Annotated in this window: 20 protein-coding genes and 1 pseudogene; 14 read left to right on the forward strand and 7 right to left on the reverse strand. The window is 72.4% G+C overall.

The features are described 5' to 3' along the window. Positions 1-79 precede the first annotated feature (79 nt). Complete coding sequence (locus tag SKED_RS07850) at positions 80-799, reverse strand: LpqN/LpqT family lipoprotein (RefSeq protein WP_012866607.1); 720 nt, start codon at positions 797-799, stop codon at positions 80-82. A 121-nt stretch (positions 800-920) separates the two neighbouring features. Beyond that, positions 921-3,395, reverse strand: a complete 2,475-nt coding sequence (locus tag SKED_RS07855; RefSeq protein WP_012866608.1) for a DNA gyrase/topoisomerase IV subunit A — start codon at positions 3,393-3,395, stop codon at positions 921-923. Positions 3,396-3,505: 110 nt separating this feature from the next. Here SKED_RS07855 and SKED_RS07860 point away from each other — a divergent pair, with 110 nt between their 5' ends. From SKED_RS07860 to SKED_RS07870, 3 genes are all read left to right on the forward strand, one after another. Further along, on the forward strand, positions 3,506-6,310 hold the full coding sequence (locus SKED_RS07860; RefSeq protein ID WP_012866609.1) for a bifunctional acetate--CoA ligase family protein/GNAT family N-acetyltransferase: 2,805 nt from the start codon (positions 3,506-3,508) through the stop codon (positions 6,308-6,310). A gap of 125 nt (positions 6,311-6,435) precedes the next feature. Beyond that, on the forward strand, positions 6,436-7,056 hold the full coding sequence (locus SKED_RS07865) for a DUF5998 family protein (protein WP_012866610.1): 621 nt from the start codon (positions 6,436-6,438) through the stop codon (positions 7,054-7,056). Next, positions 7,053-8,234 (forward strand): alkaline phosphatase family protein, encoded by a 1,182-nt coding sequence (locus SKED_RS07870; RefSeq protein ID WP_012866611.1) that lies wholly within the window; start codon positions 7,053-7,055, stop codon positions 8,232-8,234. The genes SKED_RS07865 and SKED_RS07870 overlap by 4 nt, the downstream gene beginning before the upstream one ends. A 144-nt stretch (positions 8,235-8,378) precedes the next feature. Here SKED_RS07870 and sepH read toward each other — a convergent pair whose 3' ends face one another. After that, positions 8,379-9,518: a septation protein SepH gene (sepH, locus tag SKED_RS07875; protein ID WP_012866612.1), complete on the reverse strand. Its 1,140-nt coding sequence runs from the start codon at positions 9,516-9,518 to the stop codon at positions 8,379-8,381. A 162-nt stretch (positions 9,519-9,680) separates the two neighbouring features. On the opposite strand from sepH, the gene SKED_RS07880 reads away from it, so the two are divergent. Next, entirely contained in the window at positions 9,681-10,532 is an 852-nt protein-coding gene (locus tag SKED_RS07880) for an inositol monophosphatase family protein (RefSeq protein WP_012866613.1), read from the forward strand. Positions 10,533-10,820: 288 nt separating this feature from the next. Beyond that, on the forward strand, positions 10,821-11,120 hold the full coding sequence (locus SKED_RS07885) for a DUF4193 domain-containing protein (protein WP_012866614.1): 300 nt from the start codon (positions 10,821-10,823) through the stop codon (positions 11,118-11,120). A 122-nt stretch (positions 11,121-11,242) separates the two neighbouring features. Here the strand turns inward: SKED_RS07885 and SKED_RS07890 are convergent, their stop codons facing one another. Beyond that, a complete protein-coding gene (locus SKED_RS07890) occupies positions 11,243-11,752 on the reverse strand; it encodes a DUF3093 domain-containing protein (protein WP_012866615.1) in 510 nt (169 codons plus the stop codon). Between the two features lie 83 nt (positions 11,753-11,835). On the opposite strand from SKED_RS07890, the gene dut reads away from it, so the two are divergent. The 4 genes and pseudogenes from dut to SKED_RS07910 all read left to right on the forward strand — a co-directional run. Beyond that, positions 11,836-12,309, forward strand: coding sequence for a dUTP diphosphatase (gene dut / locus SKED_RS07895; protein WP_012866616.1), 474 nt, complete (start codon positions 11,836-11,838; stop codon positions 12,307-12,309). Between the two features lie 130 nt (positions 12,310-12,439). Next, on the forward strand, positions 12,440-13,186 hold the full coding sequence (locus SKED_RS07900) for a DUF3710 domain-containing protein (protein WP_012866617.1): 747 nt from the start codon (positions 12,440-12,442) through the stop codon (positions 13,184-13,186). Next, positions 13,186-13,554: an OB-fold nucleic acid binding domain-containing protein gene (locus SKED_RS07905; protein ID WP_012866618.1), complete on the forward strand. Its 369-nt coding sequence runs from the start codon at positions 13,186-13,188 to the stop codon at positions 13,552-13,554. Before SKED_RS07900 ends, SKED_RS07905 begins: the two co-directional genes overlap by 1 nt. Before the next feature lie 64 nt (positions 13,555-13,618). Continuing rightward, a pseudogene (locus SKED_RS07910) lies at positions 13,619-14,338 on the forward strand (DUF3159 domain-containing protein); the annotation flags it as partial. Here SKED_RS07910 and SKED_RS19465 read toward each other — a convergent pair. Both SKED_RS19465 and SKED_RS07920 read right to left on the reverse strand, forming a co-directional pair. Further along, a complete protein-coding gene (locus tag SKED_RS19465) occupies positions 14,295-15,044 on the reverse strand; it encodes a potassium channel family protein (RefSeq protein ID WP_012866620.1) in 750 nt (249 codons plus the stop codon). The pseudogene SKED_RS07910 and the gene SKED_RS19465 overlap by 44 nt on opposite strands. Continuing rightward, positions 15,044-15,694 carry a potassium channel family protein gene (locus tag SKED_RS07920; RefSeq protein ID WP_042438859.1) on the reverse strand — a complete coding sequence of 217 codons (651 nt, stop codon included), beginning with the start codon at positions 15,692-15,694 and terminating at the stop codon, positions 15,044-15,046. The genes SKED_RS19465 and SKED_RS07920 overlap by 1 nt, the downstream gene beginning before the upstream one ends. 129 nt (positions 15,695-15,823) lie before the next feature. Here SKED_RS07920 and SKED_RS07925 point away from each other — a divergent pair, with 129 nt between their 5' ends. From SKED_RS07925 to SKED_RS07935, 3 genes are all read left to right on the forward strand, one after another. Further along, positions 15,824-17,833 carry an APC family permease gene (locus SKED_RS07925; RefSeq protein WP_042438860.1) on the forward strand — a complete coding sequence of 670 codons (2,010 nt, stop codon included), beginning with the start codon at positions 15,824-15,826 and terminating at the stop codon, positions 17,831-17,833. Between the two features lie 293 nt (positions 17,834-18,126). Next, positions 18,127-19,803: an HNH endonuclease signature motif containing protein gene (locus SKED_RS07930; protein WP_012866623.1), complete on the forward strand. Its 1,677-nt coding sequence runs from the start codon at positions 18,127-18,129 to the stop codon at positions 19,801-19,803. A gap of 196 nt (positions 19,804-19,999) precedes the next feature. Beyond that, a complete protein-coding gene (locus SKED_RS07935; protein WP_012866624.1) occupies positions 20,000-21,328 on the forward strand; it encodes a class I SAM-dependent RNA methyltransferase in 1,329 nt (442 codons plus the stop codon). Between the two features lie 42 nt (positions 21,329-21,370). Here SKED_RS07935 and SKED_RS07940 read toward each other — a convergent pair whose 3' ends face one another. Further along, on the reverse strand, positions 21,371-21,637 hold the full coding sequence (locus SKED_RS07940) for a helix-turn-helix domain-containing protein (RefSeq protein WP_012866625.1): 267 nt from the start codon (positions 21,635-21,637) through the stop codon (positions 21,371-21,373). A gap of 251 nt (positions 21,638-21,888) precedes the next feature. Between SKED_RS07940 and SKED_RS07945 the strand changes: the two genes are divergently transcribed. Both SKED_RS07945 and SKED_RS07950 read left to right on the forward strand, forming a co-directional pair. Then, entirely contained in the window at positions 21,889-22,362 is a 474-nt protein-coding gene (locus SKED_RS07945) for a helix-turn-helix domain-containing protein (RefSeq protein ID WP_143755692.1), read from the forward strand. 149 nt (positions 22,363-22,511) lie between these two features. After that, on the forward strand, positions 22,512-22,919 hold the full coding sequence (locus tag SKED_RS07950; RefSeq protein WP_012866627.1) for an ImmA/IrrE family metallo-endopeptidase: 408 nt from the start codon (positions 22,512-22,514) through the stop codon (positions 22,917-22,919). Positions 22,920-23,051: the final 132 nt, after the last annotated feature.

The following is a 23,051-nucleotide window of genomic DNA, read 5'->3' on the forward strand; positions in this document are numbered from 1 at the left end:
CGCGAGCCGGGTACCGGCCGTGGCGGGGGTGAGGTGGTGAGACCAGGCAGCAGAGGGTGTCCTGAGCCTGCAGAGCACCTCAGTCGATCGTCGCGCCCTCGAGGATCGCGCTCAGCGCGTCACGGCCCTCGGTGTCGTCGGCGTGCGTGGTGAGCGCGAGCGCCAGGACGACACCTGTGCCGTCGTCGCCCTCGACGATCACGACCGTCGAGCTCTGGGCGAGCTGCTCCCCGGACGGGCCCTCGAGCAGCCCGGAGACCACGTGGGACGGGTACCCGTCCGTCGTGCCGTCGGTCCCCTCGGGGATCTCCGACTCGTAGCCCAGTCCCGCCGCGTCGTGGGTCGCGAAGACGTCCTCTGCCGTGAGCCCCGAGGGCAGCGGCTCGACGGTGACCACGACGTTCGACGCGAAGGCCTCGTAGGGCTCGGGGTCCACCGCGACGAGCACGATCGACGGGACGTCCGCGGCGGCGTCCGACGGCTGCCAGCCCTCGGGGATCTCGAGGGTGAGCTCGGTGCCGGTGCCCGTGAGGTCGACGACCTGGGTGCCGTCGACCGAGGTGCTGCCGGACGTGTCGTCCGCGTCGTCGGTGGCGGTCGAGTCGTCGGTGGGCTCCTCAGAAGGCTCGCTGGTCGGCTCGTCGGTCGTGTCGTCGGTGGGGTCCGTCGTCGGCTCGGCGCTCGCGGTGCTCGTGACCTCGGAGGTGACCTTCTCGGTCTCGCCGCCCGAGCACCCGGCCAGCCCCAGTCCTGCCACGGCGAGCAGTGCGGTCGACCGGACGAGCAGGGGGGTGCGCATGGGGAGTCTCCAGGGGGTCGCGGGTGTCACCACGCAGATCGTGGCGACGCTGCGATTCTCTCCGCACATCGCCGCGACCGCACGGCGAGAGGGCCCTGCACCCCCGGCACGGCTCCCGGTGCTACCCGACCGCGTGCACCGGCGCGTCGAGCATGGTGCCCGAGCCGTCGCGCCGCGGGTCCGCCTCGGGGAGCTCGAGCGGCTGCCCTGCTGCTCCCGTGGCGTGCGGGGGAGCGGTGCCGACCCAGGCGAGGAGCAGCGTGTCCTCGCCCTTGAGGAACCGGTGGGCCCGGACGCCGCCGGTCGCCCGCCCCTTGCCGGGGTAGGCGGCGAAGGCCGTCGTCTTGACGCTCCCCGTCTGGGTGCCGGGCAGGGCGTCGGAGGCGCCCGCCACGGTGACCACGGCGCACTCCTCGGACTGCCCCGCGCGGACCGCACCGAAGAACACGACCCGCTGGTCGCCCGCGAGCTTGATGCCGGCCATGCCGCCCGCGGTCCGCCCCTGCGGCCGCACCGCGGTGGCCGGGAAGTGCAGCAGGCTGGCCTCGGAGCTGACGAACACGAGCTCGTCGTCGTCGGTCACCGGGACCGCGCCGACCACGGCGTCGCCCGGCTTGAGGGCGACGACCTCCCAGCTGTCGCGGTTCGGGACGTCACCCTGGGCGACGCGCTTGACCACGCCGGCGGCCGTGCCGAGCGCGAGGGTCGGCGCGTCCTCGGCGAGGGAGACGACGGTGACGAGCCGCTCGCCCGGCTCGAGGGCGCACACCTCGGCGACGGGCACGCCTCCGGACAGGCTCGGCGCGCCCTGCGTGGGAGGCAGCGCCGGCAGGTCGAGCACCGAGAGGCGCACCACCCGTCCGGCGGACGTCAGCGCACCGACCTCGGCGCGTACGGACGCGAGCACGCCCGACGCGAGGACGTCGTGCGCGTGGCGGTGGTCGTCGCGCACGGGCTCGGTCTCGTCGCTCGTGCGGGCGAGCAGCCCGGTCGACGACAGCAGCACCCAGCACGGGGTGTCCTCGATCTCGAGCGAGACGGGGGCGCCGCGCGGGCTCGAGGGCCCGGGCAGGCCGGTCACGCCGCCACCGGCCGAGTCGAGCAGGATGGTGCGGCGCGGCGTGCCGTAGACCTTGGCCACCTCGGCCATCTCGTCGCTCACCACGCGGCGCAGGAGCGCGTCGTCGCCGAGGATCGCGCGGAGCTGCTCGATCTCCTCGACGAGCGCCGACTGCTCCTTCTCGAGCTCGATGCGCGAGAACTTGGTGAGCCGTCGCAGCCGCAGCTCGAGGATGTACTCGGACTGCGCCTCGGACAGGTCGAACACCTCGCGCAGGCGACCGCGCGCGGTGTCCGCGTCGTCCGAGCTGCGGATCACCTGGATGACCTCGTCGATGTCGACGATCGCCAGCAGCAGGCCCTCGACGAGGTGCAGACGGTCGAGGCGCTTGGTGAGGCGGAACTGCGAGCGGCGGCGCACCACGTCGATGCGGTGGTCGACCCACACGGAGAGCATCTCGCGCAGCCCGAGGGTGCGCGGCTGACCGTCGACGAGCGCGACGTTGTTCATGCCGAAGGAGTCCTCCATCGGCGTGTACCGGTAGAGCTGCTCGAGCACGGCCTCAGGGTTGAACCCCGTCTTGATCTCGATGACCAGGCGCAGACCGTGCGACCGGTCGGTGAGGTCGGTGACCGCGGTGATGCCGGCGAGCTTCTTCGCCTGGACACCCTCCTTGATCTTCTCGATGACCTTCTCCGGGCCGACCAGGTACGGGAGCTCGGTGACGACGAGCCCCTTGCGCTTGGGGGTGACGTTCTCGACCCGCACGGTCGCCCGGGTCTTGAACGACCCACGGCCCGTGCGGTACGCGTCGCGGATGCCCTCGAGCCCGACGATCTTCCCGCCCGTGGGCAGGTCCGGCCCCGGCACGAACCGCATGAGGTCTTCCAGGCTCGCCTTCGGGTTCGCCACGAGGAACCGTGCCGCCGCGACCACCTCGATGAGGTTGTGCGGGGCGAGGTTCGTCGCCATCCCCACCGCGATGCCCGACGCGCCGTTGACCAGCAGGTTCGGGATCGCCGCGGGCAGCACCTCGGGCTGGACCAGCTTGTTGTCGTAGTTCGGCACGAAGTCGACGACGTCCTCGTCGAGACCGGTCGTCATCACCAGCGCGGCCGGGGCGAGGCGTGCCTCGGTGTACCGGGGCGCCGCCGGGCCGTCGTCGAGCGAGCCGAAGTTGCCGTGCCCGTCCACCATCGGCAGGCGCAGCGAGAAGGGCTGCGCCATGCGGACGAGCGCGTCGTAGATCGCCGTGTCACCGTGCGGGTGGAGCTTGCCCATCACCTCGCCGACGACGCGTGCCGACTTCACGTGGCCGCGGTCCGGACGCAGCCCCATGTCGGACATCTGGAAGAGGATGCGTCGCTGCACCGGCTTGAGCCCGTCGCGGGCGTCGGGGAGGGCGCGCGCGTAGATGACGGAGTAGGCGTACTCGAGGAACGAGCCCTCCATCTCCTGGGCGACGTCGATGTCGACGATCTTCTCGGTGAAGTCGCCGAGGTCGGTCGTCGAGCCGGATCGCGTCTGACGTGCCATCGGTTCAAGGCTCCTGGTCTGGTGCGGGTGCGGGCGTGCTGGCCCACAGTTTCGCACGAGTGCCGGTGCGCCAGGTCCCGTGCCGCGCCAGCGCCGCATAGCCTGTACCTGTGACCAACCCCGAAGGCTCGCCCGCAGACGACGGCGTCGCGACAGAGACCGGCTACCCGCAGGAGTGGGAGGCCGACGTCGTCCTCCAGGACGGCACGACGGCGCACCTCCGCCCGATCACCGCCGCCGACCGCGACGCGCTGCAGCGCTTCCACACCGGCCAGTCGGAGCGCTCCACCTACATGCGGTTCTTCGCCGCGATGGAGCGCCTCTCCGCCCGCGACCTCACCCGCTTCACCGAGCTCGACCACCGCGACAGGGTCGCCCTGGTCGCCGTCTCGTGGACCTCCGACGGCTCCGAGGAGATCATCGGCGTCGCGCGCTTCGACACCATCGCGCCCGGTGAGGCCGAGGTCGCCTTCAACATCGCCGACTCCCACCAGGGCCGCGGCCTGGGCTCGGCGCTCCTCGAGCACATCGCGGCAGCCGCCCGCGAGGTCGGCATCACGCACTTCGCGGCCGAGGTCCTCCCGCAGAACGGCAAGATGCTCGCCGTGTTCCGCGAGGCCGGCTACGAGACCACCCAGCACGTCGACGACGGCATCGTCACCGTGAGCATCGACCTGGACCCGACGGAGCGCTCGCGGCAGGTGATGATCGACCGGGAGCACCGCGCGGAGGCGCGCAGCATGCTCGGCCTGCTCACCCCGCGGTCGGTCCTCGTGGTCGCCCCGGACGACGCCGACGCGACGAGCCTGCAGTCGCGGATGACGGTGCGTGCCGTCGGCGCGCACCTGCGCGACGGCGACGTGACCATGACCGTCGTGGGCGCCTCGGACGCCCTCCGCGCGGCGATCGGCGACGCCACCGGGCTGCTGTTCGTCGGCACTCTCGACGAGGTGACGGCCCCGGTCGACCTCGCCCTGGTCGTGGTGCTGCCCGGCGACGTCCTCGCGACCGTGCGGGCCCTCGCCCGCCTCGGCACCCGCGGCGTGGTCGTGGCAGGCCCGGGGTACGCGGAGACCGGCCCCGAGGGCCTGGTGCTCCAGCGCGAGGTGGTCCGTGCCGCGCACGCCGCGGGCATGCGGGTCGTCGGGCCCGGGTCGTACGGGATGTTCGCGCGTCGTCCGGAGGGGGCCTTCAACGCCTCGCTCGCCCCCGTGCTGCCGCCCGACGGGCGCGTCGGGATCTTCTGCCAGTCCGCGCCGATGGCGGTGACGGTCCTCGCGACCGTGTGGCGCCGCGGCGTCGGCCTGTCGTCCTTCGTGTCGGCGGGCAACCGCGCGGACGTGTCCGGCAACGACCTCATGCAGTACTGGCAGGACGACGAGTCCACCGACGTCGCGGGCCTCTACCTCGAGTCCATCGGCAACCCGCGGAAGTTCTCGCGGATCGCCCGTCGGCTCTCGCTCGTCAAGCCCGTCGTCGTCGTGACGGCGGGGCGCTCCGGCCACGTGGTCCCGGCGGGCCACGCGGTGCGCACCACCCGTGCGCCGCGACGCACCCTCGAGGAGATGCTGCGCCAGTCGGGCGTGATCCGCGCGGAGAACACCCACCAGATGCTCGACATCATCCAGCTGCTCGCCCACCAGCCGCTGCCGTCGGGCCGCCGTGTGGGCATCGTCGCCGGCTCCGCGCCGCTGTCCGCGATCGTCGCCGAGGCGGCGGGCGCGGCCGGGCTGGTCGTCACCGGGCACGTGGGCGTGGTCCGCGAGGACGCGACCGAGGAGGAGAACCTCGCCGCGATCGACGCGGTCTACGCCGAGGGGGCCTGCGACGTGGTCGTCGCCGTGCACGTCCCTGTGCTGGGCGGGACCGACACCCAGTTCTGCGCCGCCGTCGCCGCAGCGGCGGCACGGTCCGGGCGACCGACCGTCGCGAGCGTGCTCGGCCTCCACGGCCTGCTGCCCGAGCTCACCGTCGAGGTGCCTGACGCGCCGGGAGAGCCGTCCGAGGCGACCGGGGAGGAGGCCGGAGAGCCCGCCTCCCGGACCGTGACCGTCCCCGCCTACTCGACCCCCGAGGACGCGGTGCAGGCGCTCGGAGCCGTCGTGCGGTACGCCGGCTGGCGGCACCAGGACCACGGCGTCCCGCTGACCTACCCGGACGTCGACCCCGCCGTGGCGCGCACGATCATCGCGCGGCACACCCGTGAGGGGGAGCGCGTCGACCTGGCGCCCGCCGAGGTCCGAGCACTGCTGGCCTGCTACGGCATCGACGTCTGGGAGTCCGTCCCGGTGCGCGACGCCGACGAGGCCGTCGCGGCGGCCGACCAGCTCGGCTGGCCCGTCGCCCTCAAGAGCACGGCCGAGTCGCTGCGCCACCGCGCGGACCTCGGCGGGGTCCGTCTCGACATCCTGGACGAGTCGGAGCTCCGCACCGACGTGCTGCAGATGCAGACCTCGCTCGCCGACCACGTGCCCGAGCTGCGCCACCCGACCGCGCGTCCGCTCGAGGTGCAGCGCATGGCACCAGCAGGCGTCGCCTGCGTCATCCGCTCGACCGAGGACCAGCTCTACGGCCCGGTCGTGTCCTTCGGGCTGAGCGGGGACGCGGTCGACCTCCTCGGAGACGTGAGCTACGGGGTGCCGCCGCTCACCACGACCGACGTGGCGCACATGGTCCGCTCGGTCCGGGCGGCCCCGCGCCTCTTCGGCTACAAGGGGCTGCCGTCGGCGGACGCGGCGGCGATCGAGGACCTCATCGGCCGTGTGAGCGAGCTCGCGGACGACCACCCCGAGATCCGCTCGCTCGAGCTGTACCCCGTGGTCGTGTCCGAGCGTGGCGCCGCCGTGCTCAGCGCCCGGGTCACGGTCAGCGACGCGAACCGCAAGGACGGGCTGCGCCGCGCGCTGCCGGACTGAGGCGACGGGAGGACGCCGGGAGGACGCCGGGTCGAGCCGACGACGCTGCTGAGCCCGCACCGCTCAGCCCGCACCGCTCAGCCTGCACCGCTGAGCCTGCACCGCGCCGTGACTAGGATGGTGCGGTGTCCTCGACCAGCAGCCCCGACCTCTCCGCAGACCTCCGCCGCCAGCTCGACAGGGCCGGGTACTACCCCGAGCTCGTCGCCGACGTGCTCGACGTGGCCATCGCCGACGAACCCGTCGAGGCGCACCTGGTGCACGTCGAGACGACCTTCGCGACCTCCGAGGTCCGCCGGCACGTGACCGTGCTGGTCCTCACCTCGTCGAGGCTCGTGCTCGCGCACGTCGACGACCACGCCTCCGAGGACCCGGACGCCGGCGAGCAGACCGCCCGCTCGAGCGCCGCGGCGACGACCGAGGCGGTGCCGCTCGCGAAGGTCACCTCGGTGGTCCTCACGCACATGGTCGACGCGCCGGAGAAGCACGTCTCGGGCGCCGCGCCGACCGAGCTCACGCTCGCGATCGGGTGGGGCGCCGTCTCGCGCATCGACCTCGAGCCCGCGCAGTGCCCCGACCCGCAGTGCGACGCCGACCACGGCCTCACCGGCTCGATGGCCAACGACGACGTGCTCGTCCGCGTGAGCGCCCAGGCCGAGGGCGTCGAGGCGGTCCGCGCCGCGGTGGCCTTCGCCAAGGCGCTGTCCGCGGCGACCGGGCACGCGGCGCACGGCGGGCGGCGGTGACCGCAGGCCCGTCCGGCCTGGCCGCACGCGCGCAGGCCCTCGGCCTCGTCGCACCGGACCGCTCCGGCCGGTCGCTCGCGTCCGTCCTGCCGGCCGCGGCCGCGTCGCTCGGGGTGCTCGACGCGCAGGGCCGCAACGCCGCCGCGCAGGCGGCGCTCGGGCTCCCGGCCGCCGAGCGCGTGTGCGTGGTCCTCGTCGACGGCCTCGGCTTCGAGAACCTCTCCGACCGCAGCGGGCATGCCCCGTTCCTCCGGTCGCTGCTCCACGACGGTGCCGAGCTCACCTGCGGCTTCCCGTCGACCACCGCGGTCTCGATGGGGATCTTCGGCACCGGCACCGGCCCCGGACGCACGGGGATGGTCGGCTACTCGGCCCGTGACCCGCGCACCGGCTCGCTGGCCAACCTCGTCTCGTGGGAGGGCGCACCGGACCCCCTCGACCTGCAGCGCGAGCCGACGCTCTTCGAGGAGCTCACGGCGGCCGGGGTCAGGGTGACGTCGATCGGCCCCGCCCGCTTCGCCGAGTCTGGCATGACGCGCGCGGCGCTGCGCGGAGCGCGCTACTGGGCCGCGGAGAGCCTGGAGTCGCGGGTGGACGCCGCGGCCTTCGAGCTCATGACACCGGGTCTCGTCTACCTCTACTGGGGCGACGTCGACAAGGTCGGCCACCACGAGGGCTCGGAGTCCTGGCAGTGGGGCGACGCCCTCGAGCTCGCCGACCGCGAGCTCGCACGGCTGCGGACGGTCCTGCCGGCCGGCACCGAGGTGGTCGTCACCGCCGACCACGGCATGGTCGACGTCGACCGGAGCCGCCAGCGCGACGTCGGCCGGACCGCCGCCCTCCAGGAGGGCGTGCGTGCCGTCGCCGGCGAGCCGCGGGCCGTCCACCTCCACGCCACCAAGCGCAAGGGGGCCGCTGCCCTCGCGCAGCGCTGGGCGGACATCCTCGGCGACGACGCGCTCGTGGCCACCCGGGACGAGGTGGTCGAGGCCGGCTGGTTCGGCGAGGTCGCCGAGCACGTCGAGCCGTGGATCGGCGACGTCGTGGTCGCGGCGCGGGGGAGGGCGACCGTGGTCGACTCCCGCGTGCAGTCCGCTCGATCGATCGCGCTGGTGGGCGTCCATGGGTCGCTCACCCCGCGCGAGATGCGCGTGCCGTACCTCCGCCTGACGGTCTGAGGCTCTCTCCGTCAGAGCGACGCAGCACGACCGCCCGGGTGCACGGCACCTCTGCCCAGGTGCACGGCAGCCCTGCCCAGGCGCACAGCACCACCGTGGCCAGGCTGACCGCTGAGGGGCAGCCCGGCCACGAGCAGGGGCGGCTCAGTCCTGCTTGCCGCCGAAGACGATCTCGTCCCAGCTGGGGACCTTCGAGCGTCCACGTCGCGCGGGGCGTGCCGGCGACTTCTCGGCAGGGGCCTCGGTCGAGGTCTCCTCCGCCGCGGGGATCTCTGCATCGGGGGCCAGCGCCACGGGCGTCTCGTCCGCGTCCGGCGCGTCGGCCGGCAGCGAGAGCGGGGGCAGCGCATAGACGCGTGCCTCCTGCAGCCCGCTCGCGGGCTCGGCCGGGTGTGCGCCGGGGACGTCACCAGCGGGCTCGTGCGCGTCGTCGCCGAAGGCTGCGGGCGGGCCGAAACCCTCGAAGAGGGAGTCCTCCTCGCCGAGCTCCATCTGCTGGCGGACACCGCGTCGACCCTGGAGGTCGTCGAGGATCGCTGCCGTCTGGTCGAGCTCGCTCGGCGTCTCCTGCTGCTCCGGGACGGGGAGCAGGCGCGGGTCGAGGTCGACGGCGTCGAGCACCGGCCGCACGGACCCGTCCGAGTCGAGGTCGTACACCGAGGAGCGCACCGACGCGAGGTGGCGACGGGGGATGGGCTCGTCGGCGATCTCGGTCTCCGAGAGCCAGCGTGCCTCGTCCTCGAGGGCGTGCAGCGACCGGGCCGGCGGGTCGAAGGTCCACCGGGCCAGGCGGTCCTGGCCTCCGACGCTGAACGCGACGGAGACGATCCAGCCGTGGCCGTCGGGCCGCGAGGCGTCCCACTCCAGCCCCGACGTCTCGACGCCACGTGCGGCGAGCCGGTCCGTGACGAGGTCGCCCAGGCTCGGCGAGCTGCTGTCACGGCCCACACGGGTGGCGGCCGCCTGCTGCGCGATGAACTGTCGCTCGGCGAGCACGGGGCCCTCATAGCGACGGACCTGCTCGACGGTGATGCCCGCCTCTGCGGCGATCTCCTCGGCGGTCAGGCCCGAACGGACCCGCGCCTGGATCTCTCGCGGCGCCAGGAAGCCCCGCTCCTGCGTCTTGAGGTGCTCGAGGCGCGGACGGTCTCGGCGCACGGCAGCACGGAGCCCGTCCGTGATCGCCAGCCGGAACGTCTCGCCACCGGGGCGCGACAGCACGAGGTGCTCCCCGTCGTCGTCCAGCCCGACGAGACGCAGCTCACCTGCACTCTGCTCAACCATTGGTCCTCCTGTGGCACCTGTTGGTGCCAGGGTGCCACCTCTGCGGCCCGCAGGTGCGCACCCGCGCCGGTGTGCCGCAGGAACAGATGATCTCCGCGAACCAGGGAACCAGGGAACCTGGGAACCTGAGAACCTAGGAACACTGTCGGGCAGGATGGAGCCATGACTGCTCCCGCCTCTCCCGCCCCTGCCCACGACGCCGCCCTCGTGAGCGAGCTCCGCCGCCTCGCCGAGCGGGTCGCCGCCGAGGCCGCGGACCTCGTGCGGACCACGAGCCCGGCGCGCGTCGAGGTCGCCGCGACCAAGTCGTCGCCCGTCGACGTCGTCACCGCCATGGACGCGGCGTCGGAGGTCCTCATCCGGCGCCTGATCCTGGAGGCGCGGCCCGACGACGCGATCCTCGGCGAGGAGGACGGCCACGTGGCCGGCACGAGCGGGTTGACGTGGGTCGTCGACCCGATCGACGGCACGGTCAACTACCTCTACGGGATCCCGTCCTACGCCGTGTCGATCGCGGTCGTCGCGGGCACGGCCGACCCGGAGACCTGGGACGCGCTGGCGGGGTGCGTCGTGCGCGTCCCGGACGGGCGCTCGTGGTCGGCAGGCCGCGGTGAGGGGGCCACGGCCGACGGCGAGCCGATCCACGTCAACGAGGCCACCGACCTCTCGCTGAGCCTCGTCGGGACCGGCTTCGGCTACGCGTCCGAGCGTCGTGCGGCGCAGGCGCAGGTCCTCACCCACGTCCTGCCGCGGGTCCGCGACATCCGCCGCATCGGCTCGGCCGCCCTCGACCTCGCGATGGTCGCGGAGGGGCAGCTCGACCTCGTCTTCGAGCGCGGCCTCAACCCCTGGGACATGGCCGCAGGAGCGCTGCTGGTGACCGAGGCCGGCGGCGCCGTCACCGGGCTGCGCGGGCGCGGGGCCAGCCCGGACATGACGGTCGCCGGGCCCGTGAGGTCGGCCGGAGAGCTCGCGACGCTGCTCGCCGGTCTGGACGCGGACAGCGGAGCCTGAGAGTGCACTAGGGTGGGCGCTTCACCCCGGGTCGTGCGCTCGCGCACCGGTGCGCTGAGCGCAGTCTCTCCGAGGGTGTGAGAGGGTTCGGCCGGTGCGAGGTGCGCGCTGGCCGGAAATGATGGACAATCCCATCGCCACCTGGGAACAACCGGGCGCGCTCGAGCATTACAGCACTAGCAACCCCCTGCACAAGCCCTGAACCAGCACCGAGCTGCGACACACCGAGTGACGTGCGAGTCACCTCGGCTACCACCGATACATCTGCACTGGAGTGTGAGCCCACACATGGCAACTGACTACGACGCCCCCCGCAAGACCGAGGAAGACCTCAGCGAGGACTCGCTCGAAGAGCTCAAGGCGCGTCGTTCCGACAAGAGCTCAGGCGTTGTCGACGAGGACGAGACCGAGGCCGCAGAAGGCTTCGAGCTTCCCGGCGCCGACCTCTCGGGCGAAGAGCTCTCCGTCCGTGTCCTCCCGCGTCAGGCGGACGAGTTCACGTGCGCGAGCTGCTTCCTCGTCCACCACCGCAGCCAGCTGGCCGTCGAGAAGAACGGCCAGCAGATCTGCTCGGAGTGCGCAGCCTGACGCTGTCGGGCCGCACACCACTCCACCAGCTCCACCCGCTCGGCGCCGCTCGTCCCCCCTCGCGCCGGGCGTGATCGACCAGCTCTACCCTGCTCGACCCGGCGGCTGCGTCCGGGCCCGGATCACCGGGCCGCGACGGCAGCCGCCACGTCGTCCGGCCTGCGGGTCGAGACGACCCAGAACGGCGTCGCGTCCTCCGGGTCGACGACCGTGATCCGGACGGCGCTGCCCGTCCAGGTCCGCAGGCACGCGAAGGCGCGCGCGTCCCAGCCGGTGCCCATCTGCTCGCGGACGCCGGCGCGGTCGAGGACGACGACCTCGCCGAGGAGGGCCGTCGGGATCGACGTGCCGCCCGCGGTGAGCACGCCATCACGCACCTCGACGACCGGCGACGTCCACCACGCGATCGCGCAGCCGACGACGAGGGCGACCACGCCCGTGACCACGGCGACCGTCGGGCCCGCCACCGTGAGGGCGACCGCGAGCACCGCCGCGAAGGCGACGACGCCGAACCACCCTGCCGGGCTGGGCACCAGCCGCTCGGAGTAGACGGCACCCGTCGTGCGGCTCGTACCCTCGGTGGGGGAGGTGGCAGCGCGGTCGGAGGGCTCGAGAGGCGAGGCGGAGGTCATGTCCTCATCATCGCAGGCCGTCGACCGGCTGGCGGCGCGCGGCGCTGGGGTCCTGGCGGTGCGAGCCGTTAGAGTCACCTACCGTGACTACGCACAGCCCCGAGGTCCTCATCACCCTGCTCGACGACGGCATCCCCGTCCCCGCGTACGCCCACCCGGGTGACGCCGGTGCCGACCTGGTGACCACGGTCGACGTGACGCTCGCCCCGCTCGGGCGCGCGACCGTCCCGACCGGCGTGTCGATCGCGCTGCCCGACGGCTACGCGGCCTTCGTGCACCCGCGCTCCGGCCTGGCCGCGCGGCACGGGCTGACCATCGTCAACGCCCCGGGCACGGTCGACGCCGGGTACCGCGGCGAGATCGCCGTGACCCTGTACAACAGCGACCCGAGCGAGCCGATCGTCCTCGCGCGCGGCGACAGGATCGCCCAGCTGGTGGTCCAGCAGGTCGCCCGGGCGCGGTTCGTCCAGGCGGAGCGCCTGCCCGGCTCTGCCCGCGGTGCGGGCGGCTTCGGGTCGAGCGGTGGATGGTCCGGTTCACCGTCAGCACAGAAGTAGTTCAGGGGCGCCGCCGCGGCATAGTCTTGTCACAAGACGGTCACGGCGGACCATCCTCGTGCTGGCCGGGAGGCCGGCGCACCGCCGTGCCACGTGCGCTGCACGTGCACCCACCGAAGGAGACGAACCAGTGGCTCTGTTCCGACGCGGACCCAAGGGGACCGGTGCGAGCGCACCCGCCCCGGGGACCGAGACCGACTCCGCCGAGGCGCAGGACGGTGCCGAGACGACCTCCGAGGCAGGCTCGTCCGACACGGTGACCGACGCTGCCGGTGCAGAGGGGCCCTTCGACGTCTCCGACGTCCCCGAGCTCGGCGCGCGCGTCGACCTCGGCGCGATCCGGGTGCCTGGTGTCAGCGGCATGGAGCTGCGCATGGAGGTCGACCAGAAGACCAACCGGGTGACCGGGGCCGGGCTCTCCGTCGAGGGTTCCGCGCTGCAGGTCCAGGCCTTCGCGGCGCCGCGCACCGACGGCATCTGGGACGAGATCCGCGCCGAGATCGCCGAGTCGATCGTCAAGCAGGGTGGCTCCGTCGACGACGTCCCCGGGCCTTTCGGGCGCGAGCTCCTCGCCCGCCTGCCCGCGCGGACGGCCGACGGCCGCACCGGTCACCGCCCGGCGCGCTTCATCGGGCACGACGGCCCGCGCTGGTTCCTCCGCGGCGTCATCAGCGGCAAGGCGGCGGTGGACGTCGAGGAGGCCAAGACCCTCGAGTCGCTCTTCCGGCAGATCGTCGTGGTGCGCGGTGACGACGCCCGCCCCCCGCGCGACCTCCTCTCGCTCACGCTGCCCGGCAAGCGCCCCGCCGAGCCCGTCGTGGCGCCCCCCACCTTCGACCCGCTGACCCGCGGTCCCGAGATCACCGAGATCCGCTGATGAGCCTGCGCACCGCGCTGCGCTCGGCGCTCGCCTCGCAGGAGGAGATCGCCGCGGTCGAGGAGCGGACCGACTCGTCGGCCCAGGCGGGCTGCATCGCCGCCGCGACCGCGGGCGACCGCGAGCAGGTGGTGCTCTCGGGCGTCATCCGCTCGGTCGTGCTGCGCCCCCGGCAGGGTGTCCCCGCGCTGGAGGCCGAGCTGTACGACGGCTCCGCGTCGATCGACCTCGTGTGGCTCGGGCGCCGGCGCATCGCCGGGATCGAGCCGGGCCGTCGTGCCCGGGTCGAGGGTCTCGTGTGCCAGATGGGCGGTCGCGCGACCATCTTCAACCCGCGCTACGAGCTCCGGGCGCGGCCCGGTGAGTAGCGCGGAGCAGCCGCCCGCGACGCCTGGACCCCAGGGAGCAGAGCCTGCCCGCAAGGGTTCGGGGATGCGTTCGCTGGCCTCGGAGGAGTTCTCGATCGCCGACTCGGTGGGTGGCCCCCGCGGCGTCGTCGAGACGATGGCCCCGGGCCTGGTGTTCGTCGTCGTGTTCGTCGTGACCAACGAGCTCATGCCCCCGCTCGTCGCCTCCCTCGCGGTCGCGGTCGCCGCGGTCGTCGCGCGCCTCGTGCAGCGCACGCCCGTGACGCAGGCCTTCGGCGGGCTCTTCGGCGTCGCGATCGGCGTGTTCTGGGCGTGGCGCTCGGGTGACGCCACGCAGTACTTCGCCTACGGGCTGTGGACCAACGGCGCGTACCTCGTCGCCATGCTGATCTCTGTCGCCGTCTCCTGGCCGCTCGTCGGCGTGGTCGTCGAGGCGCTCCGCGGCGGCTTCGGTGCGCAGCCGTCGTCGGCGGCGGCCCGCAGCACGACCGCCGACGCTCGGCAGGAGCCGCTCGCTCCCGGCGTCGACGCGACCGTCCTGGACGCGACCGGCAGGGGAGAGGTCCCGGCGGACGGTCCTGCCGCTGGCTCGGACGTCGTCGAGCCCGCGCCTGCCGCAGCTCCGGCCTTCTCGACCGCCTGGCGCAAGGACCGTGCGCTGATGCGCCGCTACCAGCTGGCCACGTGGCTGTGGATCGGCATGTTCGCGGCGCGCCTCGCGGTGCAGGTCCCGCTCTACCTCAGCTCGTCGGTGGGATGGCTGGGAACGGCTCGTCTCGTGATGGGGATCCCGCTGTGGGGTCTGGTGCTGTGGGGGACGTGGATCCTGGTCCGTCGGCCATCAGCGCCTGCAGGTCGCTGAGCGAGGACTCCTGGCCGGTGACGATGAGCAGCTCGTCGCCGGCCTCGAGGGTGTCGTCGGGCGACGGTGCGATCGGCAGGGTGCCGCGCACGATCGCCGCGAGCACGGTGTCCTTCGGCCAGCTGATGTCGCCGATGCGCTGACCTGACAGGGGCGAGGTCGGCGGCAGGGTGATCTCGAGGATGTCGGCACCCGACTGGTGGAAGGTGAAGATCTTCACCAGGTCGCCGACGGCCACGGCCTCCTCGACCATCGCCGTCATGATGCGCGGGGTCGACACCGCCACGTCGACGCCCCAGGACTCGTCGAACATCCACTCGTTCTTCGGATTGTTGACGCGCGCGACGGTGCGCGGGACGCCGAACTCGGTCTTCGCGAGCAGCGAGATCACGAGGTTCGCCTTGTCGTCCCCGGTCGCCGCGACGATGACGTCGCACTCGTCGACCTTGGCCTCGGTGAGGGTGGGCAGCTCGCAGGCGTCCGCGAGCAGCCACTCGGCGTCGGGCACCTGCGCGACGCGCATCGACGTCGGCTGGTGGTCGATGATCGTCACCTCGTGATCGTTGGCGAGGAGCTCTCGGGCGATCGAGCGACCGACCGACCCGGCTCCCGCGACGACGACGCGCATCAGGCCTCCAGCTGTGGTGCGTGGGTGAGGATGCGCTCCATCGTGGAGGACGCGTCCGTGTGGACCAGCACGTGCAGGATGTCGTTCTCCTGCAGCACGGTCTCGGGGTGCACGATGAGCCCGTCGCCGTAGCGGGTGACGAAGGCCGACTTCGCGCCGCTCGCCTCGTCGATCGCCCGGATCGACCGGCCGTACCAGCCCGGGTGGACGTCCACCTGGGCGAGACGGATCTGGCCGGAGGGGTCGCGGTACTCGTCGGTCGCCCCCATGGGGAGCATGCGGCGGAGCATCTGGTCGGCGGTCCACCGGACCGTCGCGACCGTCGAGATGCCCAGGCGCTGGTAGATCTCGGCGCGGTGCGGGTCGTAGATCCGGGCGACGACGTTCTCGATGCCGTAGGTCTCACGGACCACGCGGGCGGCGAGGATGTTCGAGTTGTCGCCGTCCGACACCGCGGCGAAGCCGAAGGTGTCGTCGATGCCCGCCTGGTGCAGGGTGTCCCGGTCGAAGCCGAGCCCTGTCACCTTCTTGCCGCCGAAGTCGGCGTTCAGCCGACGGAACGCCTCGGCGTTCTGGTCGATGACCGCGACGGAGTGGCCGTAGCTCTCGAGCGACTGGGCCAGAGTGGCGCCGACGCGCCCACATCCCATGATGACGAAGTGCACAAGCCGGAACGCTACTCCAGGTTCGGGCCCGCCGGTACCGCTGCGCAGGTGCCGCCAGATCTGGATGCTCGCGAACGCCCCGAGAAGGGCGAAGTGGGCCTAGCATTGCTCAACGTGTCGGACATTGCTGATGCCGCCAAGCGGCTCCTCCTCGGACGTCCCGTCCGCAGCGAGAACCTGGGGCATACCCTCCTGCCGAAGCGCATCGCGCTGCCGGTCTTCGCCTCGGACGCGCTCTCGTCCGTCGCCTACGCACCCGACGAGATCCTGCTGACGCTCGCCGTCGCCGGGTTCACCGCCACGACCATCTCCCCGTGGGTCGGTCTGGCCGTCGTCGTCGTGCTCCTCACGGTCGTCGCGTCGTACCGGCAGAACGTGCACGCCTACCCCTCGGGCGGCGGTGACTACGAGGTCGCCACCAAGAACCTCGGGCCCAGCGCCGGCGTCGGTGTCGCGAGCGCGCTCATGGTCGACTACGTGCTCACCGTCGCGGTGTCCATCTCCTCGGGCGCCCAGTACGCGGCGAGCGCCATACCGGCGCTGCGCGACCACGAGACGACCTTCGCGATCGTGCTCGTCATGCTGCTGACCCTCGTGAACCTGCGCGGTGTCAAGGAGTCTGGACGGTTCTTCGCGATACCGGTGTACCTGTTCATGTTCGCCATCGGTGTCACGGCGGTCGTCGGGTTCCTGCGCCACCTCACCGGGAACCTGCCGATGGCGGAGAGCGCGGGCTTCGAGCTCGTGGTGCAGCCCGGGTTCGACGAGGGACTCATGGGTCTGGCGGGCGCGTTCCTCATCGCGCGCGCCTTCGCCTCCGGCTGTGCGGCCCTCACCGGGGTCGAGGCCATCAGCAACGGCGTGCCCGCGTTCCAGAAGCCCAAGTCCAAGAACGCCGCGACGACGCTGGCGCTGCTGGGTGGCATCTCTGCGCTGATGATCCTCGTGATCCTGTTCCTCGCTCGGCTCACCGGCGTGCACTACGCCGAGAACCCGCACGAGCAGCTGACGTCGGGTGGCCAGGCGCTGCCCGTCGACTACGTGCAGCACCCGGTCATCGGGCAGCTCGCCGAGGCCGTGTTCCAGGGTGTGCCGGTGGCGTTCTACATCGTGTCGGCGGTGACCGGGCTGATCCTGGTGCTCGCGGCGAACACGGCGTTCAACGGGTTCCCGGTCCTCGGGTCGATCCTCGCCAAGGACGGCTACCTGCCGCGGCAGCTCCACACCCGTGGTGACCGGCTCGCCTTCTCCAACGGCATCCTCACCCTCGCGGCCGGTGCGATCATCCTCATCTGGGCCTTCGACGCCGAGGTCACGCGCCTCATCCAGCTGTACATCGTCGGGGTGTTCGTGTCGTTCACCCTGTCCCAGCTGGGCATGGTCCGGCACTGGACGGGCAAGCTGCGGACCGAGACCGACCCCAAGGTGCGGTCGCAGATGACCCGCTCACGGGTCGTCAACTCGATCGGCTTCGCGATGACCGGGACGGTGCTGGTCATCGTCCTGCTCACCAAGTTCACGCACGGCGCGTGGATCGCGCTCCTGGCGATGGGCGGTGTGTTCGTCCTCATGAAGTCCATCCGCAAGCACTACGACTCCGTCTCGGAGGAGATCGAGCTGGGCGACGACGCGTCGGCCGCCCGGGCCCTGCCGAGCCGGGTGCACGCGATCGTCCTCGTGTCGAAGCTGCACAAGCCGACGATGCGGGCCATCGCCTACGCCCGCGCGTCGCGGCCCAACACCCTCGAGGCGCTCACGGTCGGTGTCGACAGCGAGGACGTCGAGAGGCTCACCGCCCAGTGGGAGAGCCTCGACATCCCCGTGCCGCTGCGCGTGCTCGACTCCCCGTTCCGCGAGATCACCCGACCGATCCTCGGGTACGTCCGGTCGGTGCGCCGCGAGAGCCCGCGCGACCTGGTGGTGGTCTACATCCCGGAGTACGTGGTCGGGCACTGGTGGGAGCAGCTGCTCCACAACCAGAGCGCGCTGCGCCTCAAGGGCCGCCTGCTGTTCACCCCCGGCGTGGTCGTGGCGTCCGTGCCGTGGCAGCTGTCGTCGACGCAGGGGCAGACCGGGCTCGAGGGCACCGGCTACTCGGCGAAGAACCGGCGGGTCGGGTACTAGGGCTGGGCTCGCGGTCCCGGTCCCGGTCTGGGGCGAGGCGCGGGCGCGGTTCGGTGCTGGGCGTAGTGCTGAGGGCGCTGGCTGCTGAGGGTGCTCGAAGGCGAGGTGCTGAGTGCTGAGGTGCGGGCGACGTAGCAGCGGTGTCTCTCGTTCCGGCACCCGAGAGGGATGTCAGTGGGTATCGGTAGATTCATCTCATGACGACCGAAACGCCTGAACCGACCGGACGGGATGCCGGTGTGCTTGCTGCGCCTGGCCCGTCGGAGGTAGCGGGCTCCGGCGTTCCCTGGACGATGACGCCGGCTGAGGCGGGCGAGGGGTTGGCCGTGCTGGTCGACGCGGTCGTGGCGATCGAGGCTGAGATCGCGGCGCTGTCGGCGCGTCGAGCGGCACTGGTCGACCGCGCTCGGCGGTGGTCACGAGAGGCTACCGACGCCGTCGCTCGGGGCCGTGGTGAGGACAGGGCACCGTTCCTGGACCATCGCCTGGCCGAGCGGTCCCTGGTCTCTGAGATCGCGTGCGCACTGCGCCTGCCTGAACGTTCAGCCGGGGCCCTGCTGATCGAGTCGCAGGCCCTCGTGCACGAGCACCCCGCCACGATGGCCGCGCTGCGCGAGGGCGTGGTGTCCTACCGGCGCGCGCAGACGCTCCTCGACGCCACCATGGGCCTGGACGAACCATCAGTCCTCGAGCTGGACGCACTGCTGGCCCAGAAGGCCCTGACGTTGACGGTCTCTCGCCTCAAGACGGTCGCCCGGCGTGAGCGTGAGCGCCGCGACTCCCGTCCGCTGGTCGAGCGCCACCAGGTCGCAGCCCAAGACCGACACGTCGAGCTGCACCCGTGCGGAGACGGCATGGCGTGGCTGCACCACCTCCTCCCCGCGGTCCAGGCCACCGCGATCTTCCACCGGTTGACCGACATCGCGACGGCGGTCCAAGGCCCCGACGAGCCCCGCACCTTGGCCCAGCTGCGCGCCGACGCCAGCGTCGACCCGCTCCTCGACGACGACGCACGGGCGGCCTTGATGGCTGCACCCTGCGACGCCGAACAGCCACCGGCAGGTGAGACCCCCACGGGCGGCTCGGGCAAGAGCGCAAGCGCCAGCACCGGCACCGGCACCGGCACCGGCAGGATGATCGACAGCAGCGCCGTGGGCACCGCCGTCATGGCTGACACCGCGGACCACCACACCGCCGGAGGGCCGACTCAGTCCATCGCGGGCATCGCCGACCGCGTCTCCCTCGGTGGCATCAAGCCCCAGGTCGCGGTCACCATCCCCGTCATGACCCTGCTCGGTCACTCCGACGAGCCCGGCGACCTGGCCGGACACGGCCCGATCGACGCCCACACCGCGAGGCGCCTCGCCGCCCAGGCGCCGAGCTTCCTGCGGATCCTGACCCACCCCGAGACCGGCACCGTCCTGTCCGTAGGCCGCGACCGCTACGCCGTCCCCGCAGACCTCAAGTCCTGGCTGCGCATCCGCGACGAGACCTGCCGATTCCCCGGATGCTCACGCAGAGCCCAACGCTGCGACATCGACCACATCAAGGACTGGGCCCACGGAGGAACCACCGACCACCACAACCTCATCCACCTGTGCCGCAACCACCACCGTTTGAAGCACACCACCAGCTGGACCGTCCGCACCGAACCACCAGGTGTCGGGACCGGGCCGCCGGGCACGGGCAGCCGGACGCCCGGCGGTTCGTCGACCGGTCCGCCCGCGAGGAAGGCGACCAGCCCACCTGACGGGCCCTCGTCAGGCCGGGACTCACCTCACCGCGCCCGAGCGCACGACGGCGTTGCCCCCTCCGCCGACATCGTGCACTGGACCGCGCCCTCAGGGCGGACCTACCTCGACCATGCCGCCACGACGATCACGCAGGACCAGGGGAGGACGGCTGACGAGCGCGGGCGTGCCCCGGCTGGAGGTGACCCGTCTCCGTTCCCCGACGAGCCGCCGTTCTGAGCCCAGGCCCGGACGGGGCGTCTGAGCCCGGGCTCCGCCGGTCCGCCGCCCCTCGGCCGGTCCGCCGCCCCTCGGCCGGTCCGCCGGCCCTCGGCCGGTCCGCCGGCCCTCGGCCGGTTCGCCGGCCCTCGGCGTGGTGCCGGACGCCACGGTGGTTCTGGTGACCCACGCACCGGCGGCCTGGGATACTGGTCTGGTGCCTACCACCCCTGAGTCCTCCGAAGCCCTGAGCCCCGCCTCCCACGTCGTCGACCCTGCGGGGAGCGCGCCCGACGTCCTGGTCGAGCTCGAGATCGGTCGGATCGCTCACGGCGGGCACTGCGTCGCGCGGCACGAGGGACGCGTCGTGTTCGTCCGGCACACGCTGCCGGGGGAGACCGTCCGCGCTCGTCTCACCGACTCGGGGGAGACCGCCAAGTTCTGGCGTGCCGACGCGGTCGAGATCCTGGTCGCCTCGCCGGACCGTGTGCGGTCGGCGTGGCCGCAGGCAGGTGCTGACGGTGTCGGTGGCGGCGAGCTCGCGCACGTCGCGCTCGAGGCGCAGCGCCGCTGGAAGGCCGGGGTCGTCGAGGAGCAGCTCTCACGCCTGGCCAAGATCGACCGTGAGGTCACCGTCGAGCCTGCCCCCGGTGACGACGAGCGTGGCGGCCTCGGCTGGCGCACCCGCATCGACCTCGTCGCAGACGCCGACGGTCGTGCCGGCATGCGTCAGTTCCGCTCTCACGACGTGCTCCCGCTGAACACCATGCCCCTCGCCTCCGCCGAGGTGCTCGCGGCCGCTGACGCAGAGAAGATCTTCGCCAAGCGCTGGACGCCCGGCGCCGAGATCGAGATCGTGGCGCCCGCCGACGGCTCGGACCCGATCGTCCTCCTCGACGGGCAGGTGCTCCGCAACGGCCACCTCGACACCCGACCGAACGTGCGCCGCTCCGTGTCGGAGACGGTCACGGTCGACGGTGAGGAGATCAGCTACCGGGTCGCGGCCGACGGCTTCTGGCAGGTGCACCGCGAGGCGCCGTCCCTGCTCGCGCAGGTCGTGCTCGACGCCGCACGCGGGGGAGCGGACGGTGACCTCACGGACGCCACCGTCGTCGACCTCTACTCGGGTGCCGGCCTCTTCACCGTGCCGCTCGCCAAGGCCGTCGGCCAGGTCGGGCGCGTCGTCGCAATCGAGGGCGACGAGCGTGCCGTCAAGGACGCCCGCCGCAACGCTCACGCCTTCGAGCAGGTCGAGCTGCACGTCGGGCAGGTCGATCAGGTCCTGCGGACCGCTGGCCACGGAGCGATCGCCGGCGCGGACGTCGTCGTCCTCGACCCGCCGCGGACCGGGGCCGGCGCCAAGACGATCGCGCAGATCGTCGCGCTCTCGCCGAGCCGCATCGTCTACGTCGCCTGCGACCCCGCCGCCCTCGCACGCGACATCGCCTACCTCGCCAAGGACGGCTACGAGCTCGAGAGCGTGCGTGCCTTCGACCTCTTCCCGATGACGCACCACGTGGAGTGCGTGGCGGTCCTCACGCGCTGAGCGGGCAGTCTGCAGTGCCGCCGTGCGGCACCTCGACGCGCGTCAGACCGATGGTCTGGTGCGCGTCGGTCGTACGTGGGTGACGTTGCGCTCGACAGGCTGGTCGGTGGGGACGAACAGCGTCCCGCTCCTGACGCGCACGGCTTCTTCGATGCGGTCGGCGACGTCGCTGCGGCAGCTGCGCTTCTCGCCGGTCAGCAGCATGTGGATGAACTGCCGTGAGCAACCGGCACGTCTCCCCAGGCGCGCCTGGTTGATGCCCGCCAGCATCATGTACGCCTTGAGGAGTCTCGGGTCTCTGAGCCTCATCGCTCTCCTTCGATCGCCGGTCTGTGGTGATTCCTATCGTTGCGTCTGATTTGACCGTTCGTCAACCCATGGTTGACGGGTTGTGGGCAGCCGGTTGACGCCTGGCGCTGGCTGTCGACGTGGCGACGGCGGGCCAAAGCAAGAATGTCGCACCTGTGCTCTCCGGGCAGGTTGACATATATTGGGTCGATCAGGTGGACATGACCGGCCTTGCGTCGGCGATCCACACACTGACGACGAAGGGTCTCCACGTGCACGCACTCCGACGGTTCCTCGAAGAAGGGCTCGAACGGCGCGGCTGGTCGCAGGCGACGCTCGCCCGCGAGTCAGGGCTCTCCAAGCAGGTCATCAACGGGATCGTCGGCAGTGAGCGCACGCGGCTCGACCGGATGCCGCAGGACAAGACGATCGACGGGCTCGCCCGAGCCTTCGAGGTCGACGGCGACGTGATTCGGGCTCTCATCGCGCAGTCCATGGGCCTGCCGGTCGCGGAACCCGTGGTCGTCTACGACGCCAGCGGCGTCGCGGACTCCGACCTGCTGCGTGAGCTGGCGCACCGGCTCGAGTCTCGCGCTCAGGCCTCGGGCAGTCGCTCCGACCACGGTCCGGCGAGCAGCGACGACTATGCGTGGGCTGCGCGCGTGGGACTCCCTGACCAGCCGCCGACCGGTGCCGCAGCCGACGTCAGCCCCGGCCACGACGACGGGCGCCCCGAGACCCCGTAGCGACCTGGTCTGCCAGCGCCTCGGACCGTCCTCGCCGAGCCGTCGTGGGGCCGCGGCCGATCGCGCGGTCCGCGCGTCCCGTGACGCGACGTGCGAGGCCTCGGCCGTCACCGCTGCTCCGTGTCGGTGGTCGGCGCTACGGTCTGACCGTGTTCAACCCCTGGCGCCGACTCAGAGAGCTCGACCACGTCGAGCTCACCTGGGCTGTCATGCCCGGCGTCCTGGGGCTCACGGACGGGCGCCGACGGATCCTCCTGCACCCTCACCAGTCGCAGGCGCAGCGCCGGTCGACCCTCGCCCACGAGCTCGCGCACCTCGAGCTGAGGCACGGTCCTGGCGGCAGCGCCGGGGAGGAACGAGACGCCTGCGCCCTCGCCGCCACATGGCTCGTCCCGCTCGACCGGCTCGTCGACGCCGCGCGCTGGGCACGGTCGATGCAGGAGCTCGCCGACGAGCTCTGGGTCGACGTCGACACCGTCGAGACCCGCCTGGCGATCCTCACGGAGCCCGAGCGCGCCGAGCTGGTCCGCGTCTGCGCCGAGGTCGACGTGCCCTGAGGGCATCCTGTCGTGAGAGCACGACACCGCATGAGAGCACGACTCCGCACGAGAGCACGACACCGCACGAGAGCACGACCCCGACGACGCCCTTCTGGTACCCGTGGGAACGCGGCCCCGATGACGTCCTCC

Origin of the sequence: Sanguibacter keddieii DSM 10542 (genome assembly GCF_000024925.1) — a bacterium.
GTDB lineage: Bacteria > Actinomycetota > Actinomycetes > Actinomycetales > Cellulomonadaceae > Sanguibacter > Sanguibacter keddieii.

Bases quoted from the DNA above. Each gene is read 5' to 3' on its own strand.
- SKED_RS07850 (WP_012866607.1), bottom strand. From the start codon at position 799: ATGCGCACCCCCCTGCTCGTCCGGTCGACCGCACTGCTCGCCGTGGCA.
- SKED_RS07855 (WP_012866608.1), bottom strand. From the start codon at position 3,395: ATGGCACGTCAGACGCGATCCGGCTCGACGACCGACCTCGGCGACTTC.
- sepH (WP_012866612.1), bottom strand. From the start codon at position 9,518: ATGGTTGAGCAGAGTGCAGGTGAGCTGCGTCTCGTCGGGCTGGACGAC.
- SKED_RS07880 (WP_012866613.1), top strand. From the start codon at position 9,681: ATGACTGCTCCCGCCTCTCCCGCCCCTGCCCACGACGCCGCCCTCGTG.
- SKED_RS07885 (WP_012866614.1), top strand. From the start codon at position 10,821: ATGGCAACTGACTACGACGCCCCCCGCAAGACCGAGGAAGACCTCAGC.
- SKED_RS07890 (WP_012866615.1), bottom strand. From the start codon at position 11,752: ATGACCTCCGCCTCGCCTCTCGAGCCCTCCGACCGCGCTGCCACCTCC.
- SKED_RS07905 (WP_012866618.1), top strand. From the start codon at position 13,186: ATGAGCCTGCGCACCGCGCTGCGCTCGGCGCTCGCCTCGCAGGAGGAG.
- SKED_RS19465 (WP_012866620.1), bottom strand. From the start codon at position 15,044: ATGCGCGTCGTCGTCGCGGGAGCCGGGTCGGTCGGTCGCTCGATCGCC.
- SKED_RS07920 (WP_042438859.1), bottom strand. From the start codon at position 15,694: ATGGGATGTGGGCGCGTCGGCGCCACTCTGGCCCAGTCGCTCGAGAGC.
- SKED_RS07930 (WP_012866623.1), top strand. From the start codon at position 18,127: ATGACGCCGGCTGAGGCGGGCGAGGGGTTGGCCGTGCTGGTCGACGCG.
- SKED_RS07940 (WP_012866625.1), bottom strand. From the start codon at position 21,637: ATGAGGCTCAGAGACCCGAGACTCCTCAAGGCGTACATGATGCTGGCG.